We start from the raw sequence: 22,101 nt of genomic DNA on the forward strand, positions 1-22,101 counted from the left end.
TGCTCCACTCTCACTTCACTGGCATTTTACATCTGAGTGATGACATAAGATTTATAACCAGCATTTCAGTTATTCCTTATCGTTCACGGAGTCCAACCATGCTAAACCAGTTACAAAGCCTGACTGAATACGTTGGTGGCAATAATGCGTTAATCGACCAGTGGCTACAAGCGCGCAAACAGCTTCTGATCGCTTACTATCATCTGGTTGGCATCAAACCCAACAAAGACGCACTCTCGCGTCTGGACGAAGAGGCGCTGGACAACTTTTGTCATAATCTGGTGGATTATCTCTCGGCCGGTCATTTTCACGTCTATGAAAAAATACTGCATGAAGCGGCAACCCTGAGTGAACAGAAACTTGCCCGCTCGGCGCAGCTTGAGCTCGCGTTGCAAAACAATACACAACAAATAATGGAATTTCACGACCGCTATTTGGCGACCCTGATCGATCAAGATAACTGCCTTGAATTTCAGCAAGCGCTCTCCAGCGTTGGTGAAGCTCTGGCCGAACGTTTTACACAGGAAGACGCCATGATCCGGCTGATTTTCGATGCTTAATGCGGTCTTGACCGACGATAACGTTATACGCCAATTTATTAATTCTCGCTGATACGCCCGACTCTTTTTGACATGCGTGTTTCATCATCATAAAGTGTCAGGGTTTAAAGCCCGTTTAACAACGGGCTAATCTTGTCGGAGTGCCTAGGACGCTTTGGTTTCTTCCATTCGGGAAGTGCTTCAAGCGAACAGGCTGAGACCGTTAATTCGGGATCCGCGGAACCTGATCGGGTTAATACCTGCGAAGGGAACAAGAGTAATTCGTCTCATTGAGCCATAGACATTGCGTTTGAACACGCCCGTCTAGACAACTTGATACCCATTATTACTCCCTCCGGCTCCAGACAAGCAATCTTCCCTTTACGTTTCACAGGAACTTGCTATGTCTACAGAACCATCATTATCAAAATCATCCAAAACCGGTCGTCGTGAGCAACGCGCTGCCGCGCAACAATTCATAGATACGTTGGAGGGCATGGCGTTCCCCAATTCGCGGCGTATATATCTGACCGGCTCACGCGAAGATATTCGTGTGCCAATGCGTGAAATCCAACTGAGCCCGACATTGGTCGGCGGCGGCAAGGATACACCGCAATATGAACCGAACGAGGCTATCCCGGTTTATGATACCGCCGGCCCTTACGGTGACCCGACATCACGCCCCGATGTACGGACGGGTCTGGGGAAAATCAGAGCGGCCTGGATCGCCGAGCGTAACGATACCGAAGCACTGCCCGGCGTCAGTTCTGATTTTACCCAACAGCGCCTGGCGGATGCCGGACTGGATCACCTTCGCTTCGAGCATTTGCCTCGCCCTCTGCGTGCGAAAGCCGGAAAGCGCGTCACCCAGTTGCATTACGCCCGTCAGGGCATCATTACGCCGGAGATGGAGTTTATCGCGATCCGTGAAAATATGGGCCGTGAACGGATTCGGGGCGACGTACTGCGCCAGCAGCATCCGGGACAAAGTTTTGGCGCGAATCTGCCAGAGAACATCACACCGGAGTTTGTCCGACAGGAAGTCGCCGCCGGACGGGCCATTATTCCCGCCAATATCAATCACCCTGAATCAGAACCGATGATCATTGGCCGTAATTTTCTGGTGAAGGTCAACGCCAATATCGGTAACTCCGCGGTAACGTCTTCCATTGAGGAAGAAGTCGAGAAACTGGTCTGGTCAACCCGCTGGGGCGCGGATACCGTGATGGATCTCTCCACCGGCCGTTATATTCACGAAACCCGCGAATGGATTCTGCGCAATAGCCCGGTTCCGATTGGCACCGTTCCCATTTATCAGGCGCTGGAGAAAGTGAACGGCGTCGCGGAAAATCTGAACTGGGAGATGTTCCGCGATACGCTGCTGGAACAGGCGGAACAAGGCGTCGATTATTTCACCATCCACGCCGGCGTGCTGCTGCGCTACGTGCCCATGACCGCCAAACGCCTCACCGGTATCGTGTCGCGCGGCGGCTCCATCATGGCCAAATGGTGCCTGTCTCATCATAAAGAGAGTTTTCTGTATGAACACTTCCGCGAAATCTGTGAAATCTGCGCCGCCTATGACGTCGCGCTTTCGTTGGGAGACGGATTGCGTCCGGGCTCCATTCAGGATGCCAACGACGAAGCCCAATTTGCCGAACTTCACACGCTGGGCGAGCTAACCAGGATCGCCTGGGAATATGACGTACAAGTGATGATCGAAGGCCCCGGCCATGTGCCGATGCAGATGATCCGCCGCAATATGACGGAGGAACTGGAGCACTGCCACGAAGCGCCGTTCTATACCCTTGGCCCGCTGACGACCGATATCGCACCGGGTTACGATCATTTTACATCCGGTATCGGCGCGGCGATGATCGGCTGGTTTGGCTGCGCCATGCTGTGTTACGTCACCCCGAAAGAGCACCTCGGGTTACCCAATAAACAAGATGTCAAACAGGGACTGATTACCTACAAGATCGCCGCTCACGCCGCCGATCTTGCTAAAGGGCATCCGGGGGCGCAAATCCGCGATAACGCCATGTCGAAAGCGCGTTTCGAGTTCCGCTGGGAAGACCAGTTCAATCTGGCGCTGGACCCCGAAACCGCCCGCGCCTATCACGACGAAACCCTGCCTCAAGAATCCGGTAAAGTCGCTCATTTCTGTTCCATGTGCGGGCCTAAGTTCTGCTCTATGAAAATTTCGCAGGAAGTGCGCGACTACGCCGCGAAACAGGAAGCGGAAGCCAGGCCCATTGAGGTCGGCATGGCGCAGATGTCTGAGGAATTCCGTTCCCGCGGCGGCGAGCTATACCACAGCGCCACCAGCCTGCAAACGGAGGAGGGTAAATGAGCGCTTCTCAGACAGCCGCGCCTTTCGCGCCGACCGTGCAGCGGCTTGGTCTCTACCCGGTGGTGGATAGCGTGGAATGGATTGAACGCTTACTTGGCGTCGGCGTAAAAACCATTCAGCTACGGATCAAAAACCGGCCCGATGAGCAGGTTGAACATGAAGTGATTCAGGCGATCGCGTTGGGCCGTCAGTATCAGGCCCGGCTGTTTATCAATGACTACTGGCGGTTGGCGATCAGGCATCAGGCCTACGGCGTTCATCTCGGACAGGAAGATCTGGACACCGCCGATCTGGAGGCCATCAAACAGGCGGGACTGCGCCTCGGTCTCTCCACTCACGATGATCGCGAACTAGCGCGCGCGGTCGCCGTCAATCCGTCATACATTGCGCTGGGGCACATTTTCCCAACGCAGACGAAAGCCATGCTCTCCTCACCGCAGGGGCTCACCGAACTGGCCCGGCACGTCGCCGATCTGCAAGGGCGATTTTCCACCGTCGCCATTGGCGGTATCAGCATTGATAAAGTCCCGGCGGTATTGTCGACCGGCGTCGGCAGTATTGCCGTTGTCAGTGCAATCACCCAGGCGGCGGACTGGCGTCAGGCTACAGCGACCCTGCTCGACACGATCGAAAAATGGGAGGCGCGAAATGCCTGATAATCACCAAGCCGAACAGGATAGCCTGAGCGATCGGGAGTTTCTGCGCTACAGCCGTCAACTGCTGTTGGAAGATGTCGGTCCCGAAGGGCAGAAAAAGCTCAAATCCGCTTGCGTATTGCTGGTCGGACTGGGCGGTTTAGGCGCCCCGGCATCAATGTATCTGGCCGCCGCGGGCGTGGGTAGGCTATTGCTGGCGGACAATGACACTTTGCATATCAGTAACCTGCAAAGGCAGATCCTCTATCGCACCCGCGATACCGATAAGCCCAAAGCGGTTCTGGCACAACAGCAATTGCAGGCATTGAATCCTCAACCGGAGTACATCGCGCTGATGGAAAGGCTGGCTGATGGCGCGCTGCGTCATGCGGTCGACAAAGCCGATCTCGTTCTGGATTGCAGCGACAATATGGAAACCCGTCACGCAATTAACGCCGCCTGTGTCGACGCGGGCAAACCGCTCATCAGCGGCAGCGCCGTCGGCTTCAGCGGACAGCTACTGGTGCTGACGCCGCCCTATCAACACGGTTGCTATGCCTGCCTGTATCCTGATGCCGCCGAACCACAGCGCAACTGTCGTACCGCTGGCGTACTCGGCCCGGTCGTTGGCGTCATTGGCGCGCTTCAAGCGCTGGAAGCCATCAAACTCCTGGCAGGGCTGCCATCGGCCCTGGACGGTAAACTGCGGCTGTTTGACGGCAAACAGCAAAGCTGGAACACGCTCCAACTGACGCGCGCCGACCACTGTGCGATATGCGGAGCCGCGACATGAAAATCACGCTCAACGACGAGACGATCGAGTTCGCTGAAGCTGTCACCATCGATTCCCTGCTGACAAAACTTAACCGTCAGCAACCCGGTACGGCTCTCGCGATCAACCAAACCATTATCCCGCGCAGCGCCTGGTCTCAGCATCAGGTACAGGACGGTGATAATATTTTGCTTTTTCAGGCAATCGCGGGAGGATGACATGCTGCACATTGCCGACACGACCTTTACATCCCGACTGCTCACCGGCACCGGAAAATTTGCCGCCCCTGACATCATGCTGGCCGCATTACAGGCATCAGGTTCACAACTGGTGACCATGGCCATGAAGCGCGTTGATTTGAAAAGCGGCAACGACGGCATTCTCGCGCCGTTACGACAACTCGGCATCAAGCTGTTGCCGAATACCTCAGGGGCAAAAACGGCCGACGAGGCTATCTTCGCCGCGCGTCTGGCGCGTGAAGCGTTGGGGACCCATTGGGTGAAGCTCGAAATCCATCCGGATATGAAGTACCTGCTCCCCGACCCGGTTGAAACCCTCAAAGCCGCCGAGCGCTTAGTCAAAGAGGGGTTTGTTGTGTTGCCCTACTGCGGCGCCGACCCGGTGCTTTGTAAACGGCTGGAGGAAGCGGGATGCGCCGCCGTGATGCCGCTGGGCGCGCCAATCGGCTCCAACCAGGGACTACAGACCCGTGATTTTCTCCGCATTATCATCGAACAGGCGCGTGTGCCGGTTGTGGTTGATGCGGGCATCGGCGCCCCCAGTCACGCCACTGAAGCGCTGGAAATGGGCGCGGATGCGGTATTGGTCAATACCGCCATCGCGGTGGCGCGCGATCCGGTCAGCATGGCAAAGGCGTTCAAAATAGCGGTGCAAGCCGGTGAACTGGCTAATCAGGCCGGGCTGGGTAGTAAACAGTTTACCGCCAGCGCCACCAGCCCGTTAACCGGATTTCTGTGCCAGCAACCAGAAGAGGTGAAATAATGAACGGTGATTTTCAACACATCTGGGAACAGCTCGACTGGGACGATCTCACGCTGCGTATCAACAGCAAAACCTCACGCGAGGTTGAGCGCGCGCTAAGTGCGCAACGGCTGACGCGCGAAGATTTCATGGCGCTGCTCTCTCCCGCCGCCGGTCGTTATCTGGAACCGCTGGCGCAACGCGCGCAGCAGTTAACCCGTCAACGCTTCGGTAACACGGTCAGCTTTTATGTACCGCTTTACCTTTCCAACCTGTGTTCAAACGACTGTACTTACTGCGGTTTCTCAATGAGTAACCGCATCAAGCGAAAAACGCTGGATGAGGCGGAGATCCTGCGTGAGTGCGCAGCCATCAAGGAAATGGGGTTCGATCATCTGTTGCTGGTCACCGGGGAACACCAGCGCAAAGTCGGAATGGATTATTTTCGCCGCGTCTTCCCGCTTATCCGCCCGCACTTCAGCTCACTGATGATTGAAGTGCAGCCGCTGTCTCAGGAATCGTATGCCGAGCTGAAAACGCTGGGGCTGGATGGCGTCATGGTCTATCAGGAAACCTATCACCCGGCGACCTACCAGTTGCATCACCTGAAAGGACAAAAACAGGATTTTCACTGGCGACTGGCCACGCCCGATCGTCTCGGGCGGGCGGGGATCGACAAGATCGGGCTGGGCGCGCTGATTGGCCTCTCCAATAGCTGGCGAACGGACTGCTATATGGTGGCGGAGCACCTGTTGCACTTGCAGCAAACATACTGGCAGAGCCGCTATTCCATTTCGTTCCCGCGATTACGTCCCTGTGCCGGGGGTATCGAGCCCTCATCGCTGATGGATGAAGCACAGCTTATGCAGGTTATTTGTGCCTTCAGACTGCTGTCGCCGGATATCGAACTGTCTCTTTCTACCCGTGAATCGCCCTTTTTTCGCGATCACGCTATCCCTATCGCGATCAACAACGTCAGCGCGTTCTCGAAAACTCAACCTGGCGGCTACGCGGACGATCATTCCGAACTGGAACAATTCTCACCGCATGATAGCCGCCGCCCGGAAGAGGTTGCGCAGGCGATTATCCGGGCAGGATTACAGCCTGTCTGGAAAGATTGGGATGGTTATTTGGGAAGGAGAACGCATTAAAGCGTGAAAACGTAGTAAGGGAGATGTCTTTCGGGATTACGCCTCGCAGTATGAAGCATTGCTCATCGTCAACTGGCGCGGCGGAGCATACCTTATCTTTCGTTGGCAACATCCCGTCATTACTCAGGATTCGCCAGCCAGAGGCGTTTGCCACTCATCGTCTCTGCCTATCACGCTAGCCGATACAGGTTTTATCCTTACCTGTATCGGCCCTTCCCTATCTGAAACGGGCCAGGGATTCAGGGTATGGGGTTTCGCCCCGGCTCAACCGGACTTTCCGCACGGCACTTGCCGTCATCACGTTCAGCAAGCATTTTCGCCACGGTTTCGCCTACAATACGTAGCCCCTGCGACGTTTCCTGCGTGAACGGCAGGCTGTAATTGAGCCGCATACAGTTACGATATTTACCGGAAGCGGAAAACAGCGATCCCGCTGCAATTTGAATTCCTGCCTTCCTCACATCACGGTTAAGACGCAAAGAATCAAACTGTTCCGGCAGTTCAATCCACATCAGAAATCCCCCTTGCGGACGGCTCACGCAAATCTCACAGGGAAAATACTCCCGCACTTGACAGGTAAACACATCCAGATTCGCTTTATACTGCATGCGCATTCGCCGCAGATGGGGCTGATACCATCCCTGGCCGATAAACTCGGCCACCGTCAGTTGAGTATGGGTAACGGTATAACCAGTGCAGACGTACTTCATGTGCAACACCCGTTCAAGATAACGTCCCGGCGCTATCCAGCCAACCCGCAGACCCGGCGCAATCGTTTTAGAAAAAGAGCTGCACAACAGCACCCGACCATCATCATCGAATGACTTGACGGTACGAGGACGCGGATAGTCGTAGGCCAGTTCGCCATAGGCATCATCTTCAATAATCGCCACATCAAACTGCTGCGCCAGCGTGATCAACGCCTGTTTATACGCATCGGACATGCAAAACCCCAACGGATTATTGCAAGTCGGCACCAGCAGCACCGCCTTGATCGGCCACTGCTCCAGCGCCAGCTTAAGCGCGTCCAAACTCATCCCCTCTATCGCGCAGGTTGGGATCTCTATCACCTTAATCCCCAAACCACGCAGCAGTTGTAACGTACCGGGAAACGTCGGCGATTCCACGGCAACGATATCACCCGATTCGCAAATCGCCCGCACCGCGACAAACAGCGCTTCCTGACAGCCCGTCGTAATAACGATATCGTCCCTGGTCAGTTGGCAGCCGCTATCCAACGCCAGACGCGCAACCTGTTCGCGTAGCTCACGGACCCCATACATATTGCCGTAGTTCAGTACACGCTCATCCTGACGCTGACAAAAGCGGCTCATGAATTTCCACAGGGGCTTGATCGATGACTGACTGACATCCGGCGTGCCGCTGCCAAAGTTGAACGCACTGTTATCGAGACAGGCATTAAACAGTTCCAGCACCGACTCCCACTGAGTAATCTCAACGGGACGCTGAGCCGGACGAGTCAAAGCCGGGATCGGCGGCGTGGCTTTGCGCGGCGCAACGAAATAGCCCGAGCGGGGCTGCGGTATAATAAGCTGGCGTGTTTCCAGCAGATGATAAGCCTGTTGTACCGTGCTGATACTCACGCCATGCTCCGAACTTAACGCACGCACGGACGGCAAACGCTCACCGCTTCGGTATAAACCCTGTTCGATTCGCTGCCCCAGCAGCGCGGCAAGATGTTGATAACGTGTCATCAGTATCATTCCCCATGAGAAAAAACTCAAAAAACCAGTACAGATGAGATCAAAAACCGCCACTCAGATGGAATATCACACAATCTGTATGATAGAAAAAGTTATTTTTTGCATCTGTATTGAAGTTATTTTCCCTTGCATGATAGTGCTACACGGTCAGGTAAGGGGGAAAGAATGGAACATCAAGCAAAATGCTCACCACACTCGTCCGGCATATCATCATGGGGTGCGATCTTTATTCTGCCTTATCGGATATGGAAAGCATGGCGGCTAAGAGTGAAAACACGGCGGATATTACTCAATATGGATGATACAAGGCTAGAGGATATCGGGCTGTCACGAGATGACATCACTCGTTTCAAGTAAGGAAACACCGCTATGCAACGGCGCGCATAAAACCGCGCCGGATACCCCTAAAACACCACCTGTTTAACTGGAAACATAAAACGGTATTCATAAAATCAATACGCTGACCATAAACATGATCCGACGGGAGAAAAGGCATAAAAAATATCATTATTTTCCATCGTTAACCCACTCCCCCCCTCAACGCTCAAATTAACCAGCGAATTTATTGAACTACCGCCCTGATATTTCCACTCAAAAAAGATACTCCCGATATACCACCCTATGCCCTAAAAACTAAAACAGTGAATATCAATTATCATGAGAATCCCCAATCGCTCTATCATCAGCCAACAGCCGCATGCTTTTGAACCGATAAACGAGACGATGGCGCCGTCTTCTAGTAATACTCAGGAACGTGGTGAATCTTCACATTCGCAGCCGCAACGCAACAACACAAATTGGCGCAGCGGCCGTTTCCGCGGCACGACAAGAACAAATCAACCCAATACCCGCCAGGAAAGCCATTCACGCCGCTCGTCAACGTTTTCTTATAGCGGTAGGTCAGTACGGCAGCATCTGGACAGCGATGCCCTCCCTGAGTCTCGAGTGGATCACAGAAAAGCACTCAACTTTCCCGAGCAACATCTCAGCAGGCAAGAGAGATCAGAACTGCAACAGCAGCGTTTACAACAACGAAATATTCTCCTGAAAAATTACCCTGTCCAACATGCTGCCCAACAATGTATCGATATGGCATTTAACAACATTGTTGCCAAACGTAACGGCGTGGGGTGCGCACTGATATTCGTCCAGGCAGATGACAGGCAAGACATAAACTTCAGGCTGCTCGGCAATTATCTGCAAAAACTCAGTACCAATACGCCGCATAATTCCCCCTTGCTGATGTCGAAAACACGTCAGTGCGCCAGCCTCGCGGCCAATTACCTGATGCATACCGGCTTATTCAGCAATGCTCATCCCAATAACTACGCCCATCTGGCGAACAAGTTGGCCAAGCATACCCAAAGCCAAGAGTGTATCGATGCCCTGGACTGGGTCGCCAGACAAATCCTGCGTTCAGATCAGGAGCAATTTCAAGACCTGAAAGATCACGAAATCTGTATTATGACATTCGGTTTTTTAAGAAACCCACAAAGCGAAGCATGCCGGGACGCCACCCTGCGTGCCGCACATGAATTGATGCGCCGGCAAGCGCCATCGCTGCAACAGCACGCGCGCAACACCTCCGCCATGTTGAGCGCATTAAGCCGGTGGCCAGAACATGACGACGTCAAGGGCATGGCTTTACAACTGGCTGAACGGATTATTTTAGACAATCGCATGGTACAAGCCATGGATAAACTTGCAATCTCCACCTGTGCTAACGCACTCTGCAAATGGCCGGGTCGTGAGGAGGCCAAAGAAGCCGTTTTGACGCTAACCAAAGGCATTAAAAAGCATACTGTTTCTCTGAGTGATGTCGATGAGCAATGGGTGGCCAATATTCTTAACGCGCTCAGTAAATGGCCGGAAAGCGAAAGGGCCAGAAAGACAGTGCAAAGTCTCGCCGTATGTGTTCTACAAAATGCCCCGCTACGACAATCCATGAGAACGCAAGCTATCGACAATTCATTGAATGCGCTAAGTAAATGGCCGGAATTCAGTGAAATGAAAAATGCCGCTCTAAAATTGGCCGAACGTATCATTGACGAGAAACCAGTACGGCAGGATATGCTCTGTAAGGAATTAATCGGCAGCATGAATGCGCTAAGCAAATGGGCTGATACCTCTCAGGCCAGAGCAGCCAGTTTGCTGATGGCCGAACGCCTTATTCATCAACCTCACCTACGACAAATGATGGATACGCGGCATGTCTCCACGTTGTTGAATGCATTGAGTAAATGGCCCGACAGCACACGGGCTGAAGAATTGACGCAATTAGTGGCCGAGCGTATCGTAACAGACGTCGCATTTTGCCAAATGATGAAATCGCAATCTGTCGCCAACGCTCTCAATGCGTTAAGTAAATGGCCTGCAAGCAGCGTGATCAACGATGCCGTCGTGCAGCTTGCCATTCATATCAGAAATGACCGGCAGATAAGTCAGTCAATGACCACCCAGGAAATGGCCAATTCATTAAATGCGCTGAGTAGGTGGAACGACCTCCCTCCCCCCTTTGAAGCAGCGCTGGTACTGACCGAGCGCATTACCACGGATAGGACATTGCGGCAAAAAATGGAAGGCCAGTTTATCGCCAATATATTATCCGCACTGAGCAAATGGCCGCATGACGAGCGCATTAAAGAAGCCGCCTTATTGTTGGGAGATCTCATCACGCAGAAAAGCGAGCTGTGGCAAACTTTACCCGCCCTTAACGCCGCCAACGTGATGAATGCGATGAGCAAATGGCCGCAAAACCCACGAGCCCAGGCAGCGGCACGGCCTATCATCGAACGGTTTATCGCCGACAAACCGTTACGACAGTCACTGAACCCCGTAGGGATCGCCAGCGTCATCAACGCGCTGGGTACGCTGAGCAAATGGGACAATACGCCGCAAATCAAAGAGGCGGCCTTACTGCTGGCCGATCGCCTCTCAACCGATGTCTCACTGCAGCAATCATTGACGCAGACGAAATTGATTGTCAACACGCTTGTCGGCCTGAGCAAATTTGCCGAAGATAAGCGAAGCGAACCCTCCGCCCTGCTGCTGGCCACTCATATCATCAACGATGAACCATTACGGCAATCCATCCCCGAAAATATGGTTGCCAACGCCCTGAACGCGCTGAGTAAATGGCTGGATCTTTCCCATATCCGAAAGGCATTCCTCCTGCTGGTCGAACGCATCGTTATGGAAGAGGAACTGGTGCCCGCAATGGATTTCAAAGCCATCAGCAGCGTGCTCAACGCTATCGGCAAGTGGTCTGATAATGATCTGGTAGATAAAGCCGCCCTCCGTCTGGCTGAGTATTTCACAGAGGATGAAACTCAATCACGCAACTACACCCCACAAGAATTCGCAAACATTTTCAATGACCTGGGCAAGTGGCAAAAAGAGCCGCTCGTTCAGCAGATTATGTGGGATTTGGCAACGCTGCCGGGAAAAGACAATTATGCCTGGAAAAACTTCAATCTCATGGATTTGACTCAGATCAGCATTGCCTTAATGCGCATGGTCGGCTCAACTCAGAGCAGCACTGAAGATGAACTGGCACATATAAAACCGGTACTGCATGATATGGCCATCCACCTGGAGCTGCATCCGCAACTCCTGAGCACCGCCGAAGCTTGGCAGATAGGCGTTATATTCAAGTCACTCGGCGGTGTCCAGTTGCAGCGAACCATGCGACCGCTCGCCGCAATCGCCCTCACTCGTATAGAAGCGCTCTGCCAGAGAGACCAACTGCGCGATCAGCATCTGGAGGCAATTGGCAATCTTTGCCTCAGTCTCCAGCCCCTGCTACGCAATCAAGAACTCACCCGCTTTCGCCAGTCGGCGCTCCAGACATTTCTGAGATTGCAACCGATCATTGATCGCAAGCTGCAAGGTTTTCTACGTTCCCAGAAGACGGAACCCAGCATAGTTTTACGATACAAGGACAGGGGTGAAGCCTGTGATACTCGTTGCCCGGCCTTGACTTTCTATCAACTCCTTAAGTCATACAACATGGTCAGCCGTCAGTGGCGTCCTTCCAATATTGATGGTGATTATCAGACGATAAAAGAGCGTCAGGCTGAGCTAAAACTGTGGGTTAAAACACTCTTGGAGCGAACGCGCGCTATCGTTGAGGCCGACCTACAGGAAAGCAGTTGGAATGTGATTGCACAAATTGAAGCGGATGATGATGTGCTTAGCGCACTTGATTTACGCATGCGCAAGGAGTTGGAACCTATCACCCAGCGTCACCCGCCAAGTCAATTTGATCTGGCCTCATCCTTTGCCGGGATGCGTACTGAGCCAGGTAAAATCAGAGCAGTACCGCCAAACGTGGGCGACACCGTCCATAAGATAGTGGATGTTAATGGCCAACTGGTTAAAGACACAAAACCGGATAACGATACGGAAAAAAGCTATTCCCTGTACGCCAGGCTGACCGGCCTTCCATTGGTTGAAGTTAAGCTACCGGGAAGACTCAGCGCGTTTATGCTGGCAAGAACGTTTAATTATGAAGGGGAGCCCTGGCGGTTCGATATGTTCGGCGGCAGTCGGCTGACGCGCGGGCGTATGAAACAGGTAAAAAATATCCTGGCGGGGAAAGATCCGGACGCCAGCTTATTACCCGCAATTCGCTACTCGGACAGCGCACCCGGCAGCCCGCTCATGACGCTGATAAAAAAACTTGCGCCACAGCGCGAAGATTGGTCCCGTATGCAACGATCGCTGCTGGAGATGATACCGCATGACCATGTGGCTGAAGGCACGCTGCGCACTGGCTGGTTCGCTGATGTTCCCGGCGCCGAACACCCGTTTAGGCCGCTCGGCCCGAACCGCCAACGCCTTGCTTTGTGCCCCAATGATGGCTGCGGGTTCTTAAAGATGGAAGTGGCGATGCGTATTCCGGTCATTCGCGACAGAATCGAAAACTGGTCTCCCGACAACCAACAGGTAAGTAATAGCTGTTTTATCCCTCCGCAGGCGTTACAGCATTTCCCGCGTAACGACGCAGCACTGGCGGAGGCGCGTGAGGTTATGCAACATCGTATCCAGACGCTGGCCAGGCAAAAATATGGGCATCTGGCGCGCGAAGGGCAAATAGCCGCTGACGACGTAGACCTGTTGCAACTCTACCAATTGACCGTCAGCGGGGGTTATGACGGTAAACGCATACGCGCGGTGCCATCAGCTGATGACAAACTCCATCTTCCGCCCTCCACCAGCGCCGAGTTCGAACGTTGCGGCGGCGACCTGCTGCTGGGCAAGCCGCCATACGATAAAGAGAACCTGCTGCCGCTGCCGCCAGAGCGGGTCGCCACCGTCAAGCAAGGCGATGCCACCGCGCAATTTCTGGCAGAATGCTTCTCTATACAATATAGCTATACGGGTTTCGACGACCTCTCAGGCCAAGATCACGACATGTTGCACAGCAAAGGAATGCTGATTATTGTGCCAGACAAAAGCTGGCCGCCTGAGTTTCAGAATATGGATTTGGCCTGCTCCAAAGAAGATATGAAGACCTTGTCCCGCTGGGTGGACGGACGTGATCGTGCGGCGATACCGCAGCAAATCGTCAGTACGGGTAGCCTGCGGGTTAAAGATATCTTGGTGCCCGGCCAGTTGGGCGCTATCCCTATCAGTGAACTAAGAAAGCGCAATATGGACACCGATGGCGACGATGCCTTTATCTATGCAGGTTACCCCAAATTATCGGCAGCCATTCGTCAAACCATGCAGGAGCGCGACGCCACACGCGGTACCGTACACTCATTCAAACCACCCAAAACGGCTCACTCAGCATTTGATGACGAAGGCCACTACCAGGCGGGACGAGGCAAAGAAATTCTGGCGGAGCAAAAAGGCGGCAAATTAATGGGGATGGCAAGTAATACCGCCACATTTTTCTTTTCTCAGCCGGACGAACTGCGCAAGAAACTTGCTTACAATATGATGTTCGGCACCTATGATGGTATTGATCGCCAGTTACGCAACGGCCTCAACGCCCTACTGGGAAACAGAGAGAATGCCCCGTCTCTGCAAACACTGCAAGAAATCGCACAACAGGATATCGAGCGAGCGCATCTGCCCGAAGCTCGCCAGGCTTTAGAGCTACTCTCTCAGTTGATACAACAGTTAGCGGGGCAAAAGACGGAGCCGCCGTCACAAATCCCCGCCGAATTGGCGGAGCACTTCCCACAACTGGACCAGGCTTATAGTCAGGCCGAAAACACACCCATGCGTATCGAGGCCATTCTGAACAATTATCCGATATGCCGGCTGGCGCACTCTGAGTTTCCCAACGGACAACCGGGGCTTATCGAGGGCCATCCAGAGCTGACCATGCGAAACCTCTTTACCATAGCGGTAAAAGTGGGCACGGATGCACTAAAATCCGATACCGGTACAGAATTGTTTACCCATATTATGGAAAAGTGTGAGGCTTCATTGCATTCAACACCTGAGCGCATACATCACGTTCCCCATACGAAGCAGACAGCACGTGCGATACGCGACGGTCATTTCGATCCCGAACAAGCCCGTAACACACTCTCGCAGATTCCCACCATGGCGGCTGGCGTGATGGAAATCGCCGTGGAAACGCTGCAACAGGCCGGGGTACTCTCCCCATTACCTACCCCGGTGACACAGATGACTGCCATCCGCCCGCAAGATATCCTGCAAAACGCACGAACGCTTAACCTGCAAGCTGTTAAGGCCGAGCCCGCCATCACCAGCATGCTGCAAAATCTGCTGAAAAACAGCCCTGGCGAACAGGCGCGGCTGGCAGGCCTGGAACATGCCGTCAAATCGGTCGGCTCTCTCAGTGACAAGTTGCGCTATCTGATGGCATACAAATCTGTTTCCTTGCAGGAGGCGGTAGCAAAGGTCAGCGACGCACTGCGCTACAGCATCGTGCTGCCGCATGACACTTTCACCCGCGGATGTCGCCATATACTGGCGGCGCTCGACGATGCCGGGCATCGATTATCCCAGCGCATTAACCATTTTAACCAACAGGGGTATGCGTTCAGAGCCATCAGCACCAAACTGAACAGCCCGGACGGAATCGTGTGGGAGATTCAGTTTCACACGCCACAGACATTTGAGTTAAAAGAGAAGTTTCATGATCTTTACAAGAAAGCGCAGGCGGTGCGCTATCAGAGCAGCAATTCCGATCAAGAACGAGAAACTCTCCGCCCCGCAAGAGAGGCGTTCCGGGCTGTTCCCCTGCCTCCAGGTTGCGATGAGCTGGATAATTGGGAGGCCATGAAGGAACCCGAGCAGACACCATCCCCCGCAAAGCCACCGCGCTCCTCGGGAAAGAATCCTGTCATTCCACCTCATCTCGCCGTACCCGTGCGACAAGTTGTCAGCACGGCGCAAGCGCTAGAAAAACGCGTAACTCCCGTACTATTGCCGATTTTAGCGCAGTTTGATGCAAAACTTTATGGAGACCAGAACTGGCAATCCCATATATTTAAAAATGAAAAATCAATCGCGCGCAAGATAGACCTGGTGCAGCAAAAAGAGCAAATATCCCCAGAAGCCGCAGCGCAACAGATACGCGACGGGCTGCGTTATGTGGTCATATTGCCTTACGAACAGTTTTACCAGGCCGCACAAGGCATAGTTAACACGCTGAAACAAAGCGCCATCACCGTAATGCGTATTAACAATGCCTTTACTATTCAGGATACCACCTATGTCGGCCTGAATATAAACCTGCACAGAAGCGGCACTCTACAAGGGGACTTTGAGATCCAGTTCCATACCAGTTCGAGCCTGCACAACAAACTCAAGACACATCGATATTATGAGAAATTGCGACAACTCCCTGACATACCGCCCGGCGTGCCCCTGGATGAAATTACCACCGAATTCGCCGCCAAACGCGAGCAACTAGAGCAGAAAATGCGTGATGCCGCTTCTCTGGTCAAACGTCCTGAAAGAATTGAGAACATTCCCTCCTTCAACAGATACATCGCCCAACAGTAATGCGGCCAACACTCAAATGCGGAATAGCTGCAATCAGAAGCATAAATATCATCCCCGTAAACCGGGGATGATATCAATCCAGCGTTTGCGGTTTCATCCTAACCCCGACAATCGCCGACAGCAGGCAACCCACCGTAAGGTAAGTGGCAACGCCATGCCAGGAGCCGCCAAAAAAATCCACCAGCAAGACGGCGATAAAAGGGGTAAATCCGCCACCGACCACGCTTGCCACCTGATAACCGACGCCGGCGCCGCTATAACGGTATGCCGTACCAAAGAGTTCGGTAAACATCGGCTGCTGAACGCTGACGATCATATCGTGGGCAACGTTGGCCAGCATGATGGCAAAAAACAGTACCCACAGATTGGCATGCGCTTCCAGCGCCATAAAGAACGGAAACGCGCAGGCGGCGCCGATCAATGCGCCGGTGACGTAAATCCGGCGCCGGCCAAAATTATCGGCTAGTCGGGCGAACAGCGGAATAGACAGGCAGCTTATCCCTCCTACCAGAAGGCTGATATGAAGGAAGAATTCTCTCGGCATCCCCAGATTAGCGGTGGAATAATTGAGCGCAAATGCCGTAACGATATACATCGTCAGCAGTTCACCCAAGCGTAGGGCGATAATCAACAAAAATGCCCTGGGGTGCTTACACAACGCATCAATGATTGGGAACGAACGAATTGATTCCGTTCTTTGCTGCAATTTTTTGTTGGCTTCAAATTCCTGAGATTCTTCCATCCCGGAGCGTATCCACCAGGCGATCGCCACCAATACGACGCTGAATAAAAACGGCAAACGCCAGCCCCAGTTGATAAAGTCAGCGTTCGTGGTGTAGTGGCTAACCAGTGAAATCGAGCCCGTCGCCAACAACAGCCCCACGCCATAGCCTACCTGTACGCCACTGCTGTAAAATGCTTTTTTCTTTTTCGGCGCATTCTCGACAGCCAGTAGCGCCGCACCGCCCCACTCTCCGCCAACAGCAAATCCTTGAATCGCTCGTAGCGTCACCAGTAATACCGGCGCCCACCAGCCGATTGAATCAAAAGACGGCAACAGGCCAATTAATGCCGTAGAGATCCCCATCATCCAGACAGTAATCATCAGCATGCGCTTGCGGCCAAATTTATCGCCAAAGTGTCCAAACACCATTCCCCCTAATGGGCGGAACAAGAAACCAACGCCAAACGTACCAAAAGCCGCCAGCGTCCCCATCGTCGGGCTGACCTGTGGGAAAAACTCCGTATTAAATACAAGCGCGGCAACTATTCCGTACAGCAGAAAATCGTACCAATCAACGACGGCGCCGATAAAACTTCCCCATGCAGCGCGACGAGCGCGGCCTTGAATATGGCTTTGTGACTGGGTTTGTGATGTGATGTCACTGTTTGCAGATACGTCATGATCGATTGATAACGCGTTGTCATTCTGTATAAGTACTGACGTTGATGAGGTGTTCATGTCTATCCCGTTCTTTTTACTTTACACTACTGTACAACAAAAAATTTCAAAAGGAAAAAACGCCAGGCGCGTTTCTCTGACAATGTGAAACATTGGCCCGTCAGGGTGGAAGGCATCCTGCCTTCCAGAGGTTTTACCGTTGCAAAGCAACGGCCCGAGGGGGGCACGCGATAAAAAAGCCCCGGTCTTGATGGCCGGGGCTTTAGTTATTTACCGCTTAACAGGCGCGCGGTTAATCAAACATCGGAAAGAGATGACTTATTCGTCGTCACTTTTACCGAAACCGGCGTTCAGCAGTTCCGCCAAATTAGCAGACGCTTCATCCGCACTCACCTGAGGCACAACAGGCGTCTCGCCAGCCTGACGGCGACGCAGCCGATCCTGGTGATAGGCATAACCCGTACCCGCCGGAATCAGACGACCCACAATTACGTTTTCTTTCAGGCCGCGCAGCTCATCACGTTTACCTGCAACAGCCGCTTCAGTAAGAACGCGCGTGGTTTCCTGGAACGAGGCCGCAGAGATGAAGGACTCGGTTGCCAGAGACGCTTTGGTGATACCCAGCAGGTCGCGGCTGTAAGTCGCCGGGATCTTGCCATCCGCTTCCAACTGACGGTTGGAAATCTTGACGCGAGAGACTTCCGCCTGTTCGCCTTCCAAGAACTCCGTGCTGCCCGCATCCACGATGGTGCCTTTACGCAACATCTGGCGAACGATAACTTCAATATGTTTATCGTTAATCTTAACGCCTTGCAGACGATAAACTTCCTGCACTTCGTTGGTGATGTAACGCGTCACCGCATGTACGCCACGCAGACGCAGGATATCGTGCGGAGACTCCGGGCCATCGGATACCACATCGCCACGTTCGACACGTTCGCCTTCGAACACGTTGAGCTGACGCCATTTCGGAATCATCTCTTCATACGGTTCGCTGCCATCCAGCGGCGTAATCACCAGACGACGTTTGCCTTTGGTTTCTTTACCGAACGAGATAACCCCGCTGATCTCGGCCAGAATAGCCGGCTCTTTCGGACGGCGAGCTTCAAACAAGTCGGCAACGCGTGGCAGACCACCCGTGATATCCTTAGTACCGCCGGATTCCTGAGGAATACGCGCCAACGTATCACCCGCGCTGATCTTCACACCATCTTCCAACTGAACAATCGCTTTCCCCGGCAGGAAATACTGAGCAGGCATATCCGTACCTGGGATCAATACATCTTCACCTTTGTCATCAACGATTTTCAGTGCCGGACGCAGGTCTTTACCGCTACCGGTACGCTCTGCGCTATCCAGAACCACGATGGAAGACAAACCCGTCAGCTCGTCGGTCTGACGAGTAATGGTCTGGCCGTCAACCATATCCGTGAAGCGAATGCTACCGCTCACTTCAGAGATAACCGGCATGGTATGCGGGTCCCAGTTCGCGACAGTGTCGCCGCCGTTAACGTCGGAGCCATCTCCCTTCGCCATGACCGCACCGTAAGGCACTTTATAGCTCTCTTTAGTACGACCGAATTCGTCGATCAGCTTCAACTCGGTATTACGTGAAGTAATAACCAGTTTACCGTTACTGTTAACCACGAACTTCGCGTTGCTCAGTTTCAGGCTACCTTTATTTTTCACCTGAATGCTGGACTCAGCCGCCGCACGCGATGCCGCACCACCGATGTGGAACGTACGCATGGTTAACTGTGTACCCGGTTCACCAATGGACTGCGCGGCGATAACGCCGATGGCTTCACCTTTATTAATCAGGTGACCACGAGCCAGATCGCGACCATAGCACTTCGCGCACACGCCGAAGTCAGTTTCACAGCTCACAACAGAACGTACTTTAACGGCGTCAACGGAGTTCTCTTCCAACTGATCACACCACTGCTCGTTCAACAGCGTGTTACGTGGAACCAGAATATCCGCCGTTCCCGGTTTAAGAACATCTTCAGCCGTCACCCGACCCAGTACGCGCTCACGCAGCGGCTCTTTAACATCGCCACCTTCAATAACCGGGGTCATCATGATGCCTTCATGCGTGCCGCAGTCATCTTCGGTAACGACCAGATCCTGCGCCACGTCAACCAGACGACGAGTCAGATAACCGGAGTTCGCTGTTTTCAGTGCGGTATCCGCCAGACCTTTACGCGCACCGTGAGTTGAAATGAAGTACTGGAGTACGTTCAAACCTTCACGGAAGTTCGCGGTGATCGGCGTTTCGATGATGGAGCCATCCGGCTTCGCCATCAGGCCACGCATCCCCGCCAACTGGCGAATCTGTGCCGCAGAACCACGCGCACCGGAGTCGGCCATCATAAAGATGCTGTTGAAAGAAACCTGCTGCTCAACCACGCCATCGCGGTTAACCACGTCCTCAACGGACAGGTTTTCCATCATCGCCTTGGCAACACGCTCGTTCGCCGCAGCCCAGATATCGATAACTTTGTTATAGCGTTCGCCAACCGTCACCAGACCAGACTGGAACTGCTCCTGAATCTCGGCGACTTCGGTTTCCGCTTCTTCGATAATCTCTGCTTTCTTCTCCGGGATAACCATGTCATCGATACCCACGGAAGCGCCGGAGCGTGCAGCGTAGGCAAAACCGGTATACATGATCTGGTCAGCGAAGATAACCGTCGGTTTGAGGCCCAAAATGCGGTAACAGACGTTCAGCATTTTAGAGATCGCTTTTTTACCCAGAGGCTGGTTGACGATCGAATACGGCAAACCTTTAGGCACGATCATCCACAGAATGGCACGACCGATAGTTGTATCGATAATCGATGTCTGATGCGTTAACTCGCCTTCAGTATTCTTGATCTCTTCCGTAATACGCACTTTGACGCGCGCATGCAGAGAGGCCAGACCAGCGCGGTAGACGCGCTCAGCTTCTTTCGGCCCCGTCAACACCATACCTTCGCCTTTGGCGTTAACACAGTCACGGGTCATGTAATACAGACCCAACACCACGTCCTGAGAAGGAACGATGATAGGTTCGCCGTTCGCTGGAGACAGAATGTTGTTGGTGGACATCATCAACGCACGCGCTTCCAACTGGGCTTCCAGCGTCAACGGTACGTGAACGGCCATCTGGTCACCATCGAAGTCGGCGTTGTATGCCGCACAAACCAGCGGATGCAACTGGATGGCTTTACCTTCAATCAGAACAGGTTCAAACGCCTGAATACCCAAACGGTGCAGGGTTGGCGCACGGTTCAGCAGTACCGGGTGTTCACGAATAACTTCGTCCAGGATATCCCAAACGACAGATTCTTCGCGTTCCACCATTTTCTTGGCGGCTTTGATGGTGGTGGCAAGACCACGCAGTTCCAGCTTGCCGTAGATAAACGGTTTGAACAGTTCCAGCGCCATTTTCTTCGGCAGACCGCACTGATGCAGGCGCAGGTACGGACCAACGGTGATAACGGAACGCCCGGAATAATCGACACGTTTACCCAACAGGTTTTGACGGAAACGCCCCTGTTTACCTTTGATCATGTCAGCCAATGACTTCAGCGGACGCTTATTGGAACCAGTGATGGCACGACCGCGACGGCCGTTATCCAACAGGGCATCGACCGCTTCCTGCAACATACGTTTTTCGTTACGTACGATGATATCCGGCGCGGCCAGATCCAGCAGACGTTTCAGACGGTTGTTACGGTTTATGACGCGACGGTACAGATCGTTAAGATCGGAGGTTGCGAAACGGCCGCCGTCCAGCGGAACCAGCGGACGCAGATCCGGCGGCAGAACCGGCAGAACGGTCAGGATCATCCACTCAGGCTTGTTGCCGGACTGAACGAACGCTTCCAACAGCTTGATACGCTTGGTCAGCTTCTTGCGTTTGGTTTCGGAGTTGGTTTCATTCAACTCTTCGCGCAGTTGCTCGCATTCCTGCTCCAGATCCATGTTTTTCAACAGGGCCTGAATCGCCTCGGCGCCCATCTTGGCGTCGAACTCATCACCAAATTCTTCCAGCGCGTCCAGATACTGTTCTTCAGTCAGGATCTGACGACGTTCCAGATTGGTCATGCCGCCTTCAACCACAACATAAGATTCAAAGTACAATACACGTTCGATATCGCGCAGCGGCATGTCCAGCAGCAAACCGATACGGGACGGCAGCGATTTCAGAAACCAAATATGCGCAGTCGGGGAAGCCAGTTCAATGTGGCCCATACGCTCACGGCGAACTTTGGTTTGGGTCACTTCGACGCCGCACTTCTCACAGATTACACCGCGGTGTTTCAGACGCTTATACTTACCGCACAAGCATTCATAGTCTTTCACCGGCCCAAAGATACGGGCGCAAAAAAGGCCGTCACGTTCGGGTTTGAACGTACGGTAGTTAATGGTTTCTGGTTTTTTTACTTCACCAAAAGACCACGAACGGATCATGTCTGGCGAAGCCAGAGCAATTTTGATCGCATCAAACTCTTCGGTTTTAGTTTGCGCTTTCAGAAACTTTAATAAGTCTTTCACGGATTGGCTC

General features: G+C 53.2%; 12 protein-coding genes and 1 riboswitch. Of the genes, 9 read left to right on the forward strand and 3 right to left on the reverse strand.

All coding sequences use genetic code 11. The features are described from left to right. Nucleotides 1-98 precede the first annotated feature (98 nt). The 7 genes from rsd (at nt 99) to thiH (ending at nt 6,431) form a co-directional block, all read left to right on the forward strand. Nucleotides 99-560: a sigma D regulator gene (gene rsd, locus EH207_RS16405; protein ID WP_137714943.1), complete on the forward strand. Its 462-nt coding sequence runs from the start codon at nt 99-101 to the stop codon at nt 558-560. A gap of 126 nt (nt 561-686) precedes the next feature. Then, a riboswitch (TPP riboswitch) is annotated at nt 687-827 on the forward strand. Nucleotides 828-942: 115 nt separating this feature from the next. After that, nucleotides 943-2,892: a phosphomethylpyrimidine synthase ThiC gene (gene thiC / locus EH207_RS16410; RefSeq protein ID WP_137714944.1), complete on the forward strand. Its 1,950-nt coding sequence runs from the start codon at nt 943-945 to the stop codon at nt 2,890-2,892. Continuing rightward, nucleotides 2,889-3,548 carry a thiamine phosphate synthase gene (gene thiE / locus EH207_RS16415; RefSeq protein ID WP_137714945.1) on the forward strand — a complete coding sequence of 220 codons (660 nt, stop codon included), beginning with the start codon at nt 2,889-2,891 and terminating at the stop codon, nt 3,546-3,548. Before thiC ends, thiE begins: the two co-directional genes overlap by 4 nt. Beyond that, complete coding sequence (locus EH207_RS16420) at nt 3,541-4,320, forward strand: HesA/MoeB/ThiF family protein (protein WP_137714946.1); 780 nt, start codon at nt 3,541-3,543, stop codon at nt 4,318-4,320. Before thiE ends, EH207_RS16420 begins: the two co-directional genes overlap by 8 nt. Then, nucleotides 4,317-4,517: a sulfur carrier protein ThiS gene (gene thiS / locus EH207_RS16425; RefSeq protein WP_137714947.1), complete on the forward strand. Its 201-nt coding sequence runs from the start codon at nt 4,317-4,319 to the stop codon at nt 4,515-4,517. Before EH207_RS16420 ends, thiS begins: the two co-directional genes overlap by 4 nt. A gap of 1 nt (nt 4,518) precedes the next feature. Further along, the gene (locus tag EH207_RS16430; protein ID WP_137714948.1) at nt 4,519-5,301 is read left to right on the forward strand and encodes a thiazole synthase; all 783 of its coding nucleotides are present in this window, start codon (nt 4,519-4,521) and stop codon (nt 5,299-5,301) included. Further along, nucleotides 5,301-6,431: a 2-iminoacetate synthase ThiH gene (gene thiH, locus EH207_RS16435; protein WP_137714949.1), complete on the forward strand. Its 1,131-nt coding sequence runs from the start codon at nt 5,301-5,303 to the stop codon at nt 6,429-6,431. Before EH207_RS16430 ends, thiH begins: the two co-directional genes overlap by 1 nt. Nucleotides 6,432-6,670: 239 nt before the next feature. On the opposite strand, the gene EH207_RS16440 is transcribed toward thiH, so the two are convergent. Next, entirely contained in the window at nt 6,671-8,146 is a 1,476-nt protein-coding gene (locus EH207_RS16440; RefSeq protein WP_137714950.1) for an aminotransferase-like domain-containing protein, read from the reverse strand. A gap of 174 nt (nt 8,147-8,320) precedes the next feature. On the opposite strand from EH207_RS16440, the gene EH207_RS16445 reads away from it, so the two are divergent. Both EH207_RS16445 and xopAD read left to right on the forward strand, forming a co-directional pair. Then, the gene (locus tag EH207_RS16445; protein WP_137714951.1) at nt 8,321-8,512 is read left to right on the forward strand and encodes a DUF1127 domain-containing protein; all 192 of its coding nucleotides are present in this window, start codon (nt 8,321-8,323) and stop codon (nt 8,510-8,512) included. Nucleotides 8,513-8,878: 366 nt separating this feature from the next. Then, on the forward strand, nt 8,879-16,147 hold the full coding sequence (gene xopAD / locus EH207_RS16450; RefSeq protein ID WP_246048900.1) for a XopAD/skwp family type III secretion system effector: 7,269 nt from the start codon (nt 8,879-8,881) through the stop codon (nt 16,145-16,147). Between the two features lie 73 nt (nt 16,148-16,220). Here the strand turns inward: xopAD and shiA are convergent, their stop codons facing one another. Further along, on the reverse strand, nt 16,221-17,609 hold the full coding sequence (gene shiA, locus EH207_RS16455) for a shikimate transporter (RefSeq protein WP_137714953.1): 1,389 nt from the start codon (nt 17,607-17,609) through the stop codon (nt 16,221-16,223). A 258-nt stretch (nt 17,610-17,867) separates the two neighbouring features. Then, nucleotides 17,868-22,091: a DNA-directed RNA polymerase subunit beta' gene (gene rpoC, locus EH207_RS16460; RefSeq protein ID WP_137714954.1), complete on the reverse strand. Its 4,224-nt coding sequence runs from the start codon at nt 22,089-22,091 to the stop codon at nt 17,868-17,870. Between the last annotated feature and the right edge of the window lie 10 nt (nt 22,092-22,101).

Origin of the sequence: Brenneria rubrifaciens (assembly GCF_005484945.1) — a bacterium.
Lineage (GTDB): Bacteria > Pseudomonadota > Gammaproteobacteria > Enterobacterales > Enterobacteriaceae > Brenneria > Brenneria rubrifaciens.